General features: G+C 67.4%; 14 protein-coding genes and 4 pseudogenes. 10 read left to right on the top strand and 8 right to left on the bottom strand.

Annotated elements, in window-relative coordinates; all coding sequences use genetic code 11:
- Positions 1–151, bottom strand: a 151-nt coding sequence (locus KS423_RS18720) for a transposase (protein ID WP_224280696.1), incomplete at its 3' end; no start/stop codon positions are given.
- Between KS423_RS18720 and KS423_RS18715 the strand changes: the two genes are divergently transcribed.
- Positions 123–869 (top strand): hypothetical protein, encoded by a 747-nt coding sequence (locus KS423_RS18715; protein WP_308020212.1) that lies wholly within the window; start codon positions 123–125, stop codon positions 867–869. The two genes, KS423_RS18720 and KS423_RS18715, sit on opposite strands and share 29 nt — an antisense overlap.
- Positions 870–880: 11 nt before the next feature.
- On the opposite strand, the gene KS423_RS18710 is transcribed toward KS423_RS18715, so the two are convergent.
- From KS423_RS18710 to KS423_RS18700, 3 genes and pseudogenes are all read right to left on the bottom strand, one after another.
- Entirely contained in the window at positions 881–1,171 is a 291-nt protein-coding gene (locus KS423_RS18710; protein WP_224280694.1) for a transposase, read from the bottom strand.
- A gap of 140 nt (positions 1,172–1,311) precedes the next feature.
- Positions 1,312–3,102: a reverse transcriptase/maturase family protein gene (locus tag KS423_RS18705; protein WP_224280693.1), complete on the bottom strand. Its 1,791-nt coding sequence runs from the start codon at positions 3,100–3,102 to the stop codon at positions 1,312–1,314.
- 1,281 nt (positions 3,103–4,383) lie between these two features.
- Positions 4,384–4,488 (bottom strand): annotated as a pseudogene (locus KS423_RS18700) (exodeoxyribonuclease III); the annotation flags it as partial.
- A 314-nt stretch (positions 4,489–4,802) separates the two neighbouring features.
- Between KS423_RS18700 and KS423_RS18695 the strand changes: the two are divergent.
- The gene (locus tag KS423_RS18695) at positions 4,803–4,976 is read left to right on the top strand and encodes a hypothetical protein (RefSeq protein WP_224280692.1); all 174 of its coding nucleotides are present in this window, start codon (positions 4,803–4,805) and stop codon (positions 4,974–4,976) included.
- 224 nt (positions 4,977–5,200) lie between these two features.
- Entirely contained in the window at positions 5,201–5,605 is a 405-nt protein-coding gene (locus KS423_RS18690) for a RidA family protein (protein WP_224280691.1), read from the top strand.
- A gap of 1,461 nt (positions 5,606–7,066) precedes the next feature.
- Here the strand turns inward: KS423_RS18690 and KS423_RS18685 are convergent.
- A pseudogene (locus KS423_RS18685) lies at positions 7,067–7,204 on the bottom strand (exodeoxyribonuclease III); the annotation flags it as partial.
- 127 nt (positions 7,205–7,331) lie between these two features.
- Between KS423_RS18685 and KS423_RS18680 the strand changes: the two are divergent.
- From KS423_RS18680 to KS423_RS18660, 5 genes and pseudogenes are all read left to right on the top strand, one after another.
- The gene (locus KS423_RS18680; protein ID WP_224280690.1) at positions 7,332–7,475 is read left to right on the top strand and encodes a hypothetical protein; all 144 of its coding nucleotides are present in this window, start codon (positions 7,332–7,334) and stop codon (positions 7,473–7,475) included.
- 105 nt (positions 7,476–7,580) lie between these two features.
- Complete coding sequence (locus tag KS423_RS18675; protein ID WP_224280689.1) at positions 7,581–8,615, top strand: recombinase family protein; 1,035 nt, start codon at positions 7,581–7,583, stop codon at positions 8,613–8,615.
- Complete coding sequence (locus KS423_RS18670; RefSeq protein ID WP_224280688.1) at positions 8,596–8,910, top strand: hypothetical protein; 315 nt, start codon at positions 8,596–8,598, stop codon at positions 8,908–8,910. Before KS423_RS18675 ends, KS423_RS18670 begins: the two co-directional genes overlap by 20 nt.
- A gap of 257 nt (positions 8,911–9,167) precedes the next feature.
- Positions 9,168–9,770: a hypothetical protein gene (locus tag KS423_RS18665; RefSeq protein ID WP_224280687.1), complete on the top strand. Its 603-nt coding sequence runs from the start codon at positions 9,168–9,170 to the stop codon at positions 9,768–9,770.
- A gap of 343 nt (positions 9,771–10,113) precedes the next feature.
- A pseudogene (locus tag KS423_RS18660) lies at positions 10,114–10,231 on the top strand (helix-turn-helix domain-containing protein); the annotation flags it as partial.
- A gap of 73 nt (positions 10,232–10,304) precedes the next feature.
- On the opposite strand, the gene KS423_RS18655 reads toward KS423_RS18660, so the two are convergent.
- Positions 10,305–11,027, bottom strand: coding sequence for an ABC transporter ATP-binding protein (locus KS423_RS18655; RefSeq protein WP_224280686.1), 723 nt, complete (start codon positions 11,025–11,027; stop codon positions 10,305–10,307).
- 6 nt (positions 11,028–11,033) lie between these two features.
- Positions 11,034–12,467, bottom strand: coding sequence for an ABC transporter permease (locus KS423_RS18650; protein ID WP_224280685.1), 1,434 nt, complete (start codon positions 12,465–12,467; stop codon positions 11,034–11,036).
- Positions 12,468–12,653: 186 nt separating this feature from the next.
- On the opposite strand from KS423_RS18650, the gene KS423_RS18645 reads away from it, so the two are divergent.
- Positions 12,654–13,316: a response regulator transcription factor gene (locus KS423_RS18645; protein ID WP_224280684.1), complete on the top strand. Its 663-nt coding sequence runs from the start codon at positions 12,654–12,656 to the stop codon at positions 13,314–13,316.
- Positions 13,313–14,617 carry a HAMP domain-containing sensor histidine kinase gene (locus tag KS423_RS18640; protein WP_224280683.1) on the top strand — a complete coding sequence of 435 codons (1,305 nt, stop codon included), beginning with the start codon at positions 13,313–13,315 and terminating at the stop codon, positions 14,615–14,617. Before KS423_RS18645 ends, KS423_RS18640 begins: the two co-directional genes overlap by 4 nt.
- A gap of 895 nt (positions 14,618–15,512) precedes the next feature.
- Here KS423_RS18640 and KS423_RS18635 read toward each other — a convergent pair.
- Positions 15,513–15,650, bottom strand: a pseudogene (locus tag KS423_RS18635) (exodeoxyribonuclease III); the annotation flags it as partial.
- Between the last annotated feature and the right edge of the window lie 279 nt (positions 15,651–15,929).

Raw genomic sequence — 15,929 nt, 5'->3', positions numbered from 1 at the left:
CCCGCCACGGCACGCCTGTCCGGGTCCGGTACAGGATGCCGTCGATGACCTGCCGGTGGTCCCGCCACCTGCCACAACGCCCGTTGCTCACCGGCAGCAGCGGCCGGAGCCGCTCCCATTGACTGTCAGTCAGATCACCCCTACTCCCCATAGTCGTATCAACGACTCAACTGATCGGCAGGACACGGCCTAGCTACGAAGTGCTGCTGCAGACCATCTCGGCCACCCGCACCAGCACCGGACTGACCGTCCAGGCCGTCCTCGACGAGAACGAGTACCCCACCGGCCGGACGCTCACCAAAGCCGAGCGCGCGGCGCTCCTTCAGCGTGTCGAGCGCGATGACTTCCACGGGGAGTGGAACTACACCATCGCCCCGCACGACCCCGGACAGGAACCGCCGGTCGAGCAGGAACAGGCGAAGGCACCCCCGATCCCGGCCGAGGCCACCTTCCTGCTCACCCATCCGGCCCTGACCGGCATGTCCCGCGAGCAGTTCGACCAGCTCGTGCAGGAACTCGAGCCCTGCCGCCGGATCCTGGCCGAGGCCGAGCGCGAGAAGAGGAAGGGCATCAACCGGCGCGGATACAACCCCGGGGCCGGCTACCTCGACCACCGCCACCGCGTGCTGGTCGCCGTCCTGCACCATCGCAACACCGTCACCCTGACCCTGGCCGCGCAACTGCTCGGTCGAGTACCCACGAGCTTGAACTACCACGCACACCGCACCAAGCCATTGCTCGCCTTCGCCAGCCCGGGCATCGCCGCCGCCCTGGCCTCTCCCAGACGGACCCACCCACCCCGCACGATCGATGCCCTCCAGAACGCGATCGCCGACCACGAAAGCAACATCAAATCAGGCAGTAGTTAACTTACGGCTCCTCACCGATTCGTCTCGGCCGCGAAATAGGCGGCCGCCTTGCGCAGGATCTCGATCGTCTTCTGCTGCTCGAGGTTCTGCCGACGAAGTCGGGCGAGCTCCTCGGGCTCGGGGCTGGTCAGGTCACTGGGCCGGCCCTCGCCCCGATCGGTGCGGTCCTGCTTGACCCAGCCCCGCAGCCCCTCCGGGCTGACCCCCAGCTCCCGGGCGATCTCGGTGACGTTCCGGTGCGGAGAAGACCGGACGAGCGCGACCGCGTCCCTCTTGAACTCCGCCGTGTACCGCTTACTCATGTTGCCGTTGCTTCCCACCTGAAACTGCTTCCTCCGGGGTGAAGTAGGCCGCCGACGAGGTGCCTCAGGCTGAGGTCCTTTTCCGACGGCCCCTTCCCGAACGGGACGGGCCAGTTTCCCGGCATCCCGCTCTCCAGTGACTAATTCCGAAGCGGCGCGGTGCCCCGCCCTGCATGGATGTCCTCATGGCAGCGGCGGCAGATCACAAGGGTCTTGCGCCGTCGCTTGGCCATCAGTTGCACCCAGGCGGGTTTGTCCCGACGACCGGGCCGGTTGAGGTCGGCGAGTTTGCGGACGTGGTGGACTTCCAGCTTCGTCCGCGATTCGCAGATCTCGCAACACTCGGCGAGGAGCCTGTGGATCAGCTCGTTCCGCTTCGCGCTGGCCATGACCGGCCGTTGGTCGGTAAGAACTGCCGTGCGCTGTCGTTTGAGCGATATCCCGCCGAAGCGGGAGACCAGTGGCTGCCTGTCCTCGCCGCGTGGAACGATGACCTGGAAACAACGGAGCATTCCATCGGCCGTCTTGACGGTGGCTCTGTACTTGCGCGCCGTCTTCGAGACCGTGGACCGGTGTTTCCGAGCCAGCGTCTTCAGCAGGGAGGTCTCCATGACCCACTGGAGCCTGCCCAGGTGATGCACGTCCTGGGCAAGAAGGTAGTACTGGACGAGCCCCCGGTACTCGGCCTGATACTTCGCGACGATCGTGAAGTCCTCATCGTGAAGCAGCATTCCTCGTAACGCTGGTTGGCCCCGGCTCATGTAGAGCGCACATTTCTGCCTGATCACCTGCTTGGGCACGAACAGGCCGATCGCTCCGTTGACCGCCCGACGATTGCGGGTGATCTTCGTATCGGAGTGCTGGGCCCGGATCTCGTAGCCGAGGAAGCGTGCCGCCTGGCTGGTGGCGTGGGTGATCACGGTCTTGGAATCGGACAGTTCCAACTTGAGCTCATCCTGCAGGAACCTCCCGATCCTCGACTTGATCTCCTCGGCTTCGTGCTTCGGTCCGGCGAACCCCAGGAGCCAGTCGTCGGCGTAACGGACATAACGCAGACGCCGATAGTCCGGATCGTTCGGGTCCTGGCTCGGCAAGGAGCGGCGTTGGACTCGAAGTGCCCTCACCTTCTCCTGGTCGCTGTGCCGTGTGGCCTTCTCGATCGCGTACTCGATGGCTTGGTATGCCCGGTTTCGACGCCTCCGCTGTCCCCGGTTGTACTCAGGGAGTAGAGACTGTTCGATGAACTGGTCCAGCTGGTCAAGGTAGATGTTCGAGAGGATCGGCGAGGCAATGCCGCCCTGCGGCGCGCCGCTGAGCGTGGCGTTCCAACGCCAGTCCTCCAGGTATCCGGCCTTGAGCATGTGGCTGATTAGCCGCAGGAAACGTTCATCGTGGATCTTCTCCGCCAGGATCGCGAGCATGATCTCGTGATCCAGGCTGCCGAAGCAGTCGGAGATGTCCCCCTCGATGAACCAGTGCGTCCCCTTCCAGACGTCCACCACCTCGCTGAGCGCGGTGTGGCATCCTCGCTGGGGACGGAATCCGTGGGACCTGTCGGAGAACTGGATGTCGTAGTACGCCTCCAAGAGCAGGCGGACCACTTCGGCTACCAGCTTGTCCGACCAGGCGGGCAGGCCGAGCGGGCGTTTCTTCGCCGATCCCTTCTTCTCGATGTACACCCGTTTGACCGGAGTCCACCGGTAGCGCTCGGCGCGCAACGCGTCGATGATGCTGTCGATTTTCTCCAGTGACATGCCGTCTGCCGTCTCCCCGGTGACCCCCGGCGTCATCGCACCCGTGTTGGCATAGATGCGCCCGTAGGCCACCAAATACAGCTGGGGGTTGAACAGTTGCCGGTACAGCCTCTCGACCGGCAGTCCCTTCTCACCACGCTTGCGGAGAATGTCCAGCACGGCTTCGGCTATCTGCATTACGCATGCCTCCCCTCCCAAACACTCCAGTCACCTGTGCCCCTTTGCCCTGCGGCCGGCTCTCCCGACCTCCCTGGCAGGTCGTCACTCCTGCGACTACTACGGGCACTCCGTCGCCATAGGGCTCGCGTCCCGTAGGCGATCCCGCGGTACGTCCTCGCTGTACGTATCGAGCGCGATGTAGGCCGCCCACTCATCTCCTTGACCGCCCTCGCTGGGCGACGATCCGCGACACGGAGGTTGTCCGAGCCTGTGAGCCATGTTCGGACCTATCGCAATGACGGCTTCGGGTGTCCTGCCGTCAGATGGGGACTTGCATCTCTGGAGATTGGGCTTCAGGCAATCCAGCTTTGGCCATATCGCGCGGGCCTCGCGGCACCCCGTCCTTGACACCTTCAGGCGGTCACCGCTTCCCTGACATGCTCTTGTCCCCTCGCGCTTTCGCGTCCAGGTGAGTCAGGCGACCCAGGAACCTCCCTCCGAGTTCCTCCCGACTGCGTCGGGGATACAACGAAGCGCCTCACGGCGCACCTCACATGTCCCAGTCTCCAGGTGTCCAGCCCCAGGGTGGAATTTCAGTCCTTGCCACCACCCGTCGTTCGGACCGGCTCGACGACCTCGAGCGCCGAGGCATCGACCACCCGCTCCTGGACACCGGCGAAATCTCCGACGCCGTACGGAAGTTATACCCGCAGGGCGTCGACGCCGCCCTGGAACTCGTCGGCACCCCCACCCTGCCCGACACCCCGCGCAGTACAACCGGCCCGGACTTCACCTCCTACCGGCGATCGTAGGCAGGCCTGCCCGCCTACGATCGCCGCCGAGCGTCGAACGGCACCAGACACCTGGAGCAGGCCGCAGTCGGTGGGCCCGCCGGCCAGGTCGGGCACGTCCCGCCGGTACAGCTGCGCGACAGCTGTCATGGGGATTGGGTCGGTGCTCGCCAGCCATGGGGCATGCCGTCCAGCGAAGCCAGAACCTCCCGCTCGGGGTCCGTCAGCCCGAGGTCGATTCCGTCCTCGAGAGTGCGCCCCAGGCCTTGGTCAGAATCTGCCGCCGGAGCCGGACCTCCTCCATCCGCTCACCCGTGCTCTGCTTGCGCGGGTGCGTACACACGGGCCACGGCTCGTCGGCCGGCCAGAGCATCGGTCCGCCCGCGGAGCTGTCTCGCATGCAGGGGGTTCTGAGTCGAGGTGCTCACGTCCGGGTACCGCCGTCATGAAGTTGCTGCTGATTAGCCACGAGACCCGGCTTGGAGGCCATTGTCATTTGGCTATTCAGTTATCGCTCGAAGTCGAACACTGCGGTGACGGGTGCGTGGTCGGACCAGCGCTCGGCGTGGGAGGCGGCGCGTTCGACGTAGGCTTCAACGCACCTGTCGGCGAGGCTTTTTTGACAAACAATTAGGTCTACTCTCCAGCGGATGGACGCCTTTTCTAAAAGAGTCCACCTGTTCGAGAACAGTCTGTTCGAGGGTGCCCGCTGGCCTGGGTGGTAGGGGCCTCCTGTGGGCATCATGACGGCTTCGGCGCCGGTTCGGGCAGTGGGGGGTTCACGTGTCTCGGACACGCTCGGGGACGAGGGGAAGGTCTCGCACCTGGTGCAGGCGGCCCTGGTCTCGGCCACCCACAAGCACCTACGCAAGACGGACCGCTGGGCCGGCGGGCAGCCACCGAACGGGTACCGGATCACCGACCGCCATGGCGGGCGCGAGCGCGTTCCTCGCGATCATCATCGTCCGCCTACGCCGGCGGGCCCAGTCCCGGTCCCGCAACGACGAACTGGTGACCGTGCTGAGCGCCGTCACCCTCGGGGTCCTGATCGCCGCCACCTCGCTGGGCCGGAGCATCCACCAGTGCTGGTGGGTGAAATAGGCTGGTCAGCGGGGGTGGTGACGAGGCAGGGCTCCTCGTCGCTGGTGCGATGGTTCCACTCATCACACCAGCGACCGAAGGGGCCACAGCAGCCAATTTTGTGCGCACAAAGGAAACTTCGACGGCGCTGCCAGACGAGCATTGTTCACGCGAACCCGTAACTTCTTCACGTAAGGGGCCTGTCTGCAATTGGCAGCCCACAAGCTGCATCAAGGGAGTGAGTCATGAGTACTCAGGTGAAGGCATTCGGGTTTGGCATGCCATGGGAATCGTTGTACGGATACAGTCAGGCCACTCAGGTCGGTGACACGGTTTATGTGTCGGGGCAGCTGTCTCATGACCATCACGGCACTTTCGTGGGTGCCGACGACTTCGAACTGCAGGTCCGTACCACGCTGGAGAATCTGGACCTGGTACTGAGGCAGTTCGGGGCCGAGCGTAGCCAGATAGTAGAGACCACGGTTCTGGTGAGGAACCTGCGCGAGAACTTCGACACGACAGCACGCCTCCACGCCGAGTACTTCGGGGAGCACCGGCCCGCCAGCACGGTCATGGGCGTATCCGACTTGGCGCTGCCGGACCAACTCGTCGAGATCGGCGCGCTCGTTCGTCTCGATGTGAAGCCATAGGTGAGGAGTCCGGCTCGATTCATTGCATGGCCGAGCCGGACATCCGGGACTCCAGCGAGTACGGACGCGTCACCGCGCCCGGGGAGACGGCTGTGCGCGGGACCCGGATCACCGTCTGCGTGGGCAATTCGGCTCACTTGCTCTGGTCTGCGCGGACGATCCGGGCGCCTTCCTGGGAACCGGCAAGGCCCAGAGCCGAGGGCGGACTGGACGGCGCGGACCTTGCGAAGGTCAACCGGGCGCTGACCGAGCTCGGTTATGTGCTGTCTGTCGGCGGACGTGGCAGACTGGCTCTGGCGCGATTTCCGTGAATGCCGCCGCGGATCCTGATGATTGTCGATCATGATGGGTGTCTGTCGCTGACCTCCTGGCCGTCCTGTTCTCCTGGCAAACTGCCTGGAAAGGGGGCTGCCAGTCGCTCCAAGCAGGTGCGTGGCCGGGCGGTGGCCAGTACTCTGCGTAGCCCGGGTATGGCCACTGTCGGCCGATCCATTCGCATTCCGGTATCGGCCCCTCCCAGTCGTCGGGGCACCGGTCCTCCCACCCCCGGCCTACCGTCACCGGTCTGGTCATCACCTTGCCCTCGACCTCCTGCACCCTCAGGACCAGGCCGATGCGGGCGGCCCCGGGGTTGCCCCGCGGACCGTAGGACACATCGAGGACTTCGCAGTCGGAGGCGTGCAGCAGGAACCGCTCCAGATCGGTCGGCACGCACGCTGTCAGCTCCCGTCCCCAGAGCATGACCTGGAGCCCGCGGGCTGCATCAACCGCGATGCAGAACAATCGATCGCCGATGAAGTAGCCATACACAGCAGGCTTCGCACGCTCCGCCCCGAACGCCACCCCCACGGTGTCCGGCTCCGACGGTCCGGCCTGGAGCCGGCACAGCTCACTCATACCCGGAAGCACTGCCGCGGCCTCGGTGATCAGCATGCCGAACCGGAGCGGCCCCACGCCGTCCAGCGGAATCAGCTCCCAAGCCGCCCGCGGTCCTACGGCATTCCGGCGCCCCGCCACCTCCCCCATACCCCCACTCCGATCCAACGGTTCCCAGCACCCGGGTCCACCCGCCACAACCCAGCGGTGCGGGGAGAACCTCGCGTCATCGACAAACGACTATCCGCCCTACGGCTGCCCCGGTGCGGGGAGGACGCCGTGCAGCATCGGCTGACCCCCGCGCCCGAGGGGACGACAGCGCCTGGTTGTTCAACCAGTCCCCGAGTTGTCGGTCCCGCACGCGCGGGGACCGTCCCGAGCTGGTCGCTCGTCCGCTCGGCGAGGGACCTGTCGGCTTGGCGGTGATGCTGGGACTTCTAGAAAACAGGTCGATTCTTCATTGCCCCGCCGAGTTGGTTGGACGCTGCGGTTCACGTGCGTCGACGTGAGCTGCCCTGGGCTGGCTTCATGGGGTGAGCCCAGGGCCCGAAGATCTGCTGGTCGTCAACTGTAGGAAATTGACGGCTAGTTAAGGTTGAAGTCGAACTCGGAGGTGACCGGCGCGTGGTCGCTCCAGCGCTCCGCGTGGGAGGCTGCGCGTTCGACGTAGGCCTTGACGCAGGTGTCCGCAAGCCCCTGACTGGCCGTCAGAAGGTCGATGCGCCGGCGGAACGACGCCTTTTGTAAAAGGTCCACCCGTTCGAGTGCAGGTTGTTCGAGGGTGCCCGCCGGCCTGGGCGGTAGGGGGCCTCCTGTGGGCATCATGACGGCTTCGGCGCCGGTTCGGGCAGTGGGGGGTTCACGTGTCTCGGACACGCACGGGGACGAGGGGAAGGTCTCGCACCTGGTGCGGGCGGAGTCGGCGATCCGGCACGCGCTGCCGAAGGAGTGGGAGATCGTCGGGTCTTTCGAGGATCTGGACGTCTCCGCGTAGGTCACTCCGTGGAAGCGCCTGGACCTGGGTCCGTGGCTGACCGAGCGGCAGGGCGAGTGGGACGCGTTGGACCGGGCGTTTCGCTCGGCGAAGGACTGCGCGGACGTGGCGCACTGGGCGGAGGAGAACCACAAGGTCCTGGTGTTCACCGATGATGGGATCACCCTGCACTACCGGGAGGGGCGGGAGTCGTCGTTCGGGAACGAGCCGGCGAAGGTGTTCCTGATGCTGGCGTCGATTTTCGTGGAGATGGAGCTCAAGCGGATCAAGGCCCGCGTCACGGCGGCGCACAAGCACCTGCGTAAGACGGACCGCTGGGCGGGCGGGCAGCCGCCGTACGGGTACCGGGTCGTGGACCGTCCCGGCGGCGGGCGGACACTGGAGCCGGACCCGGTGACCTCGGAGACGGTCCGGTACATGGGCAAGCTCCTGCTGGAGGGGCAGAGCCAGTGGATGATCGCCGCGGCCCTGGAGGCCGCCGGTTTCGACACCCCGTCGATGCACGCGTACAAGAACCAGGGCGAGTCGTACTCGAGCAAGCGTAAGACCGCGCCGTCGAACCACTGGAACCCGACCAGCGTGGGCAAGATCCTGCGCTCGCCGGCGACGATGGGCCTGAAGCTGACCGGCCGCTCCGTGAAGACGCGCAAGATCGCCCGCGACGCCAAGCGCCTGCCGATCCGCATGGCCAAGCCCCTGTTCACGGAGGAGGAGTGGGCCGCGGTCCAGGCGGCGATGGACGAGCGCACGATCACGAAGGAGTGCTCGAACGGCGCCTCGCCCTGGCTCGGCGTTGCGCACTGCGACCGCTGCGGTGACCGGTTCTACCGGCAGGTGAACCTCGCCAAGAACGGCAAGATCTACGAGTACTACCGGTGCGCGGAGACAGCCGGCAAACCCGCCTGCAAGGGCCAGTCCATCAAGGGCGAGCGCGTCACCGCCGCGATCACCGCCCTGGTGGAACGCCTGGCCGACCTGGCGATGACGGGCGCCGGTGCTGGACGAGGAGCATGTGTGGGACCGCATGTGATCAACGATCGCTTCCTGCTGGTGGGAGACAGCGCGCGCAGCGGCGGTCTGTCGAAGGTGCGCAAGGCCGTCGACACGGCAAATAGCGACAGTGACAGGCAATGCCGGTGAGTTAAGGCGGCATTGCAGTGACAGGCAGTTCGCGGCGATCAAGTTACTCAAGCGGCGCGACGACGAAATCATCAAGGTCTTCCTGGAACCGGAGACCGCCGCACTCAAAGCTGTCGAGCACCCTCATATCGTGCGGATGCTGGAGTCGGGCTGGGACCCGGTTCTGGAGCGGTACTACATTGCCCTGGAGTGGGTGGAGCGCAGCCTGAAGGACGATCTACAGGCTCGTCGGCCCGTCGGCTGGGACGCCTACTTCGAGAAGATCGTGGCACCACCTTGCAACAGTCAGCGATGATCAAGGAGCGGCACAGGATCGGGCCCACCGGCCGGGACCGCGCGGCGAAGCCCCGGACGGGCATCGCTCCGGGTGAGAGGTTCGCCTGTTCGGCTCAGCGAGGATGACGGCCAGGAGACGGCGCCCGGAGACCTTCCTACCGTTGGACCCCGGGAGGCGGCCGAGGACCTCTCGCCCGTCGGCCACCGCTCACGCCGAACCCGGCAGTCGCCTTCCACCGTGACCACGCAGGGTCCGGGTCGAAGGAGATGAAGGACATGAACACCACGCGCACCGCTCGCACGCCCGCGACACCCGCACTGAACGGGTGCCGGACATCACGCCGCCGCCTTCGGGCACGGATCGGGCTCGCCGCGACCGCCACGGCCCTGTCGCTGCTGCCGATCGCCCCGTCCACCGCCAGCGCGGCACCCCACCTCCCGCTCACACAGATCGTGCGGGAGGCCAAGGTGAAGGCGCAGCAGGAGCACCCCGGCTCGCAGTTCTACGACGCGGACGCCGTCCTGCTGACACCCACGACCAACCCCAATGACGTCCAGGCCTGGTGGATCCGCTTCCGGGCCAAGGACTCGGAGCCGTCCTTCGAGTACAAGTACTCGACCACCGGTCAGTACCAGAGCACGCAGCGGTGGAGCGTCCCGATCGGGATCCAGGCCATCTCCCCGTTCACCATGACGGAGGTCCAGGCCCACGATCTGGCCGTCAAGGCCGGGCACACCGGCGCGTTCAAGCCCCTGTACCTCAATGAGCCCGTCGTGCAGAACCCGCATCCCACCTACTACTTCTGCATTCCCAGCGAGGGCAGGACGGTGGCGGTGGACACCGTGACGGGCCACGTCACCACGCCGTGGTCGTGCTAGTGACCACGGTGTGAGCCCTGTTCGGTGGCCGTCACCCAGCGGGGGTGACGGCGATCGGCGGCTGGCGACCCTTGCCCTCCGCCCGCTCGGTGCCGCCGACCGGGCGGGCGATCAGGGTCGCCGGCCTGGAGCGCGAAGGGCCGCCGCCGCCGGTCAGCCAAGCCCGGGTACGAGCGGGGGCCGTGCCGGTTCGGCCGGTCGCCGCGGATCCGCGCTGGCCGTTGCGGCCAGCATGCTCTGTGTCGCCGGCATCGCCCCGGTGGCGCTGTCCGGGACCGCCCACGCGCAGGGCACCTGCACGGTCTCGGGCCCCACCACCATCTGGGGTACCGGCCGTCGGCAGAGCAGCAACTACCTGCGCGTGTATCTGGCGCGGCTACGCCGCAAGCTGGAGCCGGACCCCTCGCATCCCCCGGTATCTGATTACGGTGTCGGGGATGGGCTACCGCTTCGACCCCTGATCCCGGTCATGGACGAGGCCCCGACCCCCGGAATCCTCCGTACCGGGTCGGGGCCTCTCCCGCGTGCTGCGGATCAGGCGGCGACGAGCCGTCCGCGCTTGAGCTGGAGGATCTGGTCGCAGGCGGCGGCGACCTCGCGGGAGTGGGTGACGAGGATGACGCACTTGCCTTCGTCGTGGGCGAGGCGGCGGAAGACGCCGACGATGGACTCGGCGGTGTCGTGGTCGAGGGCGCCAGTGGGCTCGTCCGCGAAGAGGATGTCCACCTCGCAGGCCAGGGCCCGGGCGATGGCGACGCGCTGCTGCTGGCCGCCGGAGAGCTGGAGCGTGCGCCGGTTGTGCTCGGTCTTCTCCACACCGAGGAGTTCGAGGAGTTCGACGGCGCGCCGCTTCCGGGCCCGGGAACCGGCCTTGACCCCGGTGATCTCCATGGCGGAGGTGATGTTCTGCACCGCGGTCATGTAGGTGATGAGGTTGAGGGACTGGAAGACGGTCGCGGCGTGCCGGTTGCGGTAGCGGCCCAGCCCGATCTCGGCGATGTCGCGGCCCTTGAAGCGGACCGTGCCGGAGGTGGGCGAGTCGAGCCCCGAGGCGAGGGAGAGGAGGGTGGTCTTGCCGGAGCCGGACGGGCCGACGATCGCGTACATCCGGCCGGCCTCGAAGCGCTGGTGGACGTCCTTGAGGATGGTCCGCTTGTGGTTCTTGGCCGGGACTGTGCGGGCCACGCCGGACACTTCGAGGACCGCGGGCTCGTGCCCGGCAGCGGAGTCGGCGGCGTCGGTGAGGTGGGTGCTCATGGCGGGTCAGTCGCCCTTCGTGAGGATGTCGCGGGGACTCATGCGCATCACGCGGATGCCGGGCAGGACGGTGGCGATCGCGGCGATGCCGAGCCCGAGGACGCCGACCTGGGCGATGTCGGACGGACCGACCTTCACTTCCAGGGAGTCGATCGGATCGACCTGCGGTCCGTCGTCCTTGGTGCCGCCGCCGATGCTGCTGTAGTCCTGCTCGGGGGTCCTCTTACCCGCGTCGTCCTTCGCGGAGGAGACCTCGCCGGCCAGCAGGCCGTCGCCGATGGGCTGGGCGAGTGCCTGGGAGGCGGCCGAGGCGATGCCGATGGCGATCAGCGCGCAGGAGAAGATCTCCACGAGGTGCTGGCCGAGCAGCAGCGGCTTCTTCTCGCCGAGCGCGAGGAGGATGCCGAGCTCCTTGCGGCGTTCGCGCAGCGCCGAGGCGATGATGAGGGCGAGGATCGCGGTGCCCGCGAGGGCGACGAGCCAGACGGTGAGGCTGGCGAAGCCCGCGGTGCGGGTGATGGGGCCGACGAGGGCCTGGTACTGCTTGTCGTTGACGGTCAGGGGGAAGATCTTGGGGTCCACGCCGGCGGCCGCGGCGTCCTTCTTCAGCCGGTCGAGATCGTCGGGGTTCTTCAGGCTGAAGGTGGCCGACTTGAGGATGCCGTCGCTGCCGTCCTTGCCCAACAGGAGCGAGCTGCCGAGCGGGGTGGTGTAGATCTTGTTGGCGGGGTCCATCATCGCGGGAACGTAGGCACCGGTGTCGGCGGTGCTGTTCTTGTAGATGCCGACGACCTTGAAGGAGAGGTCGGCGTCGCTGCGCTGCTTGCCGTCCATGGGGATCTCGCCCACCTTGAGCTTGACGACGTCCCCGACCTTGATCTTGTTGTCGTCGGCGACGCGTTCCTCGATGACGATCTCGTCCTTGGCGCTGGTGGGGGTGATGCCCCGGCCCGAGATGATTTTCGAGTCGCCGTTGCGGAAGTCCTTCTCCTGGTTCAGGTCGAGAATTCCGGAAGCCGAGAAGAAGTCCGTTCCCTCGGCGTTCTGGCCGGGCGGCGTCGGAACCGGCTGGTGCAGGCTCAGCCCGGTGCCGGGGCGCCCGACGCTCCCCACGGCGTAGTTGCAGCCGGTCACCGCGGAGGACGCGCAGATCTTGTCGACGAGGCTGCTGCGCAGCTCGCCCTTCGAACCGATCGTGCTGGGCCGTCCGCCACCGCCGGCGTTGGTTCCGCCTGAGTTGATGAGCGCGTTGATGTCGAGCTGCATCGTGGCGACGACCCCGACCTTCCTCTTCGCATCATCGGCCGCGCGCGCCGCGGCAGACTGGATGAGGAATCCGGAGAGCACGAGCGTGCAGATGACGGTGAAAAGGCCGATCAGCATGGCGGTTTTCCCGAGCTGGCCGGTCAGCCGCCACCAGGCCCGTTTGAATAGATTCATGGCAACGACGCTATCGGCCAGCGCATTTCACCCGTATGTGATGCCCGACGGCCCGGCACCGAGGCCTCACATACCGCTCACACGCCCGGTACGGTACAAATGGAAGTGTCCCGTAATTCCGTGGGTCGATATTCCGACCCGCCTTCGGGCTCTCATCGAATTCTCACCCGAAGGGACGTCTCCGCCGTGCGGGTACTGATCGTCGAGGACGAGGCACCGCTCGCCCGCCTGCTCCAGATGCGCCTCGGCCGCGAGGGCATCGCCGCCGACATCGCACCCGACGGCGGCGCGGCGCTGGAGCGGGTACGGATCCACGACTACGACGTGGTCGTACTGGACCGGGACCTGCCCGTGGTCCACGGGGACGAGGTGTGCCGCCGGATCACCGGGATGGGCCTGGGCGCACGGATCCTGATGCTGACCGCGGCCGGGACACTGGACGACAAGGTCGCCGGCTTCGGCCTGGGGGCGGACGACTACCTCCCCAAACCCTTCGACCTGCCCGAGCTGATCGTCCGGCTCCGCGCCCTGCACCGCAGGAGCGGCACCACGTACGCCCCCGTGCTGGAGCAGGCCGGCATCAGCCTGGACACCCACCGCCGACAGGTGACCCGCGACGGTACGGAGATCCGGCTCACCCCGAAGGAGATCGCGGTCCTCGAACTGCTCATGCGTGCCGACGGCGGAGTCGTCAGCAGCGCGGACCTGCTGGACAAAGCCTGGGACGGACAGACCGACCAGGGCGGCAACGTGGTCCGGCTCGTGGTGCACACCCTGCGCCGCAAACTCGGGGACCCGAAGATCGTGCAGACCGTCATCGGGACGGGCTACCGCCTGGGCGCGGCGTGAGCCGCGGGCGCCGCCCGCTCGGCCTGCACCGCCTCACTCGCCCCCTCAGCCTGCGCAGCCGGCTGACCTTCGGGTTCGCCGTCGCACTGGCCGCGAGCGCCCTGTTGATGCTGACCGTCGTCTACGTCGGCATCCGCTGGCTGCCGACCTACGACCTGACCACGGCGGTCACCGTACCGCCCGGCACCAGCTCCACCCCGGCCCACCCCTACCCGCCCGCCGACGGAAACCCCATGCCACCGGGGTCCGACGAGATCGGGACCCGGGCCCCGTCCCCCGGCGAGCGGATCCAGGGCCCTCATTCCACGATCCGCACCAAAGAGGACGTCTGGAACACCGTCCTCGCCGTCTCCACCGCGGGCGTGCTCATCGTCGCCACCGCAGGCCTGCTGGCCGGCCGCAGGATCGCAGGCAGGCTGCTGGCCCCGCTGAGCGAACTCAACCGGGCCGCGACGAGCGCCGCCGAAGGCGACCTCTCCCACCGCATCAACGCCTCCGGGCCCGACGACGAACTGCGCCGCCTCGCCGACACCTTCGACGTCACGCTCGCCCGCCTGGAGGAGTCCTTCTCCTCGCACCGGCGGTTTGCCGCCAACGCCGCCCACGAGCTGCTCACCCCCCTGTCCACGACGAAGACCGCCCTGACCATGCTGGGAGACCGTCCGGACCGTGAGGAGTTCGCCGAGATCCTGCCCATGCTCGGTGAGGCGAACGAGCGCAACATCAGGGTCGTCAAGGAACTCCTGAACCTGGCCGCGGCCGAACACCTCACCTTCGACCCCGAGCCCGTCGACCTCGCGGCCCTCGCGGAAGAAGCCGTGACCGCGGCGACCGCCGCGGGCGCCGGGCAGTCCGCGCACGGACCGGAGTTCGTCCTCACCGCGGACGCCCCCGACTGCCTGGTACGGGGCAATTCCGTGCTGCTGGGCCGGCTGGTCGGTAACCTCGTCGACAACGCGGTCAAGCACAACACCGGCGAAGTGGGGGCCCGGGTCACCGTGGACGTCGCCACCGAGTCCCGGTCCACCGCCCCGGACGACGGACCCGGCGCGGTGCACCTCACCGTCACGAACACCGGGCCCGTCGTCGACCCGGCCGTCGTCGACCGCCTCTTCGAACCGTTCTACCGGGCCCGGCCCCGCCTCGACAGCGCCCACGGACACGGACTCGGCCTCGCCCTGGTCCAGGTCGTCGCCCGGGCCCACGGCGGCACCGTCCACGCCACCGCGCTCCCGGCGGGCGGCCTCGCCGTCTACGCCAGGCTTCCCGCGGCGGCGCCTTCGCCGTACGAATCGGCTTGATCCGCAGAGGGCCGCTGCACTCCTACTGCTCACAACCGGGTGCGCCGTATCCGGCACGGGACCGGAAGCCGTTGGCAGTCGGCCCTCCGAGGTCACGGCCCACCCCCGCCTCTACGGGGTCACCCCGGACTGCCGGCTGCGGGCCCGCCCCGCCCCAGAATCGAGACGGACAACAGCAAGAAGCCGCAGCCCGGTTCGCTGTCGCAGCTCACAGCCTTCACGCTGGGACGGCTCCTGGACGGCCCCGACGAAGTGGACAGGGGCAACATGCTCCACACGGAGCTGCCTGAACCGGCCGGCCGCAACCGCGGGCGGCGGTCACCGTCACCACCTCCGGTGCCGGCCTCACGGTCGCCCTGCCGCTGGACGTCGCGGCCTTGCCCCGGACGGCCGTGGGCCAGGTCGTGTGCACGGCCTGGAGCACTGAATCCGTCCGCCGCTCGGACCTCCCGGACCTCCCGGTCACTCTCACCGGAGGAGGACACACGACGACACCCCGCCGGTGCTCGGAGTTCACTGCGGACAGCGCGGGCTGCGCCGCTACCGCGTGGACTTGAACTGCGAAGGAGCCTCATGCGTTCCCGAAACAGGGGAGAGGCGTTCCTGAGGTTTTTTGGGGCGGAGCCCTGAACTGGGGGTCAAGGGGTTGCGGGCGGTGGCCGTATCTAGAGGGATGTGCGGGTCTGGATCGTCGGGGGAGCTGATCTGGGGCGGACAGGTGCTTCGCTTGTGGAAGCAGGGTCACGTGAATCGCTTTGCTGAAAAATCCACTCCGGGAGTGCCGTGCGACTTCCTTCGTCGCTGGCGTATTTGCTACCGAGAGGCAGCCCCGACGTGTGGAATGCCCCGCGTCGGTGCCGCCTCTTGATTCTGTCGAACTACCAGTTTCTGCTGCCTAGTTGTTCAGATCGAACACTGCCGTGACCGGTGCGTGGTCGGACCGCCGCTCGGCGTGGGTGGCGGCGCGTTCGACGTAGGCCTCGACGCACTTCTTAGCGAGGGTTCCAGTAGCGATAATTAGGTCGATCCTCCAGCGGATAGACGCCTTTTCGAAAAGGGTCCACCCGTTCGGGTGTGAAGTGTTCGAGGGTGCCTGCCGCAACCGAGACCGTGCAACCGCACGCTGTTCCCGAAGCGTGCCTATCCACGGAGGTTGAGACGATGGTTGAGGACCGCCGGCAGCGGTACCCGCCCGCCGTCGTCAGTGCAGCAGCACCCGCAGGCTGAGCAGTCCCCGGTGCCTTGGGTTCTCCTGCCACTGCGCGGCCGCGGCCGGTTCGGCCAGGCGCAGGGCCGGGAAGCGGCGCAGCAG

Origin of the sequence: Streptomyces sp. LS1784 (assembly GCF_020103755.1) — a bacterium.
Classification (GTDB): domain Bacteria; phylum Actinomycetota; class Actinomycetes; order Streptomycetales; family Streptomycetaceae; genus Kitasatospora.
This window is presented reverse-complemented; position numbering and strand designations above follow the sequence as displayed.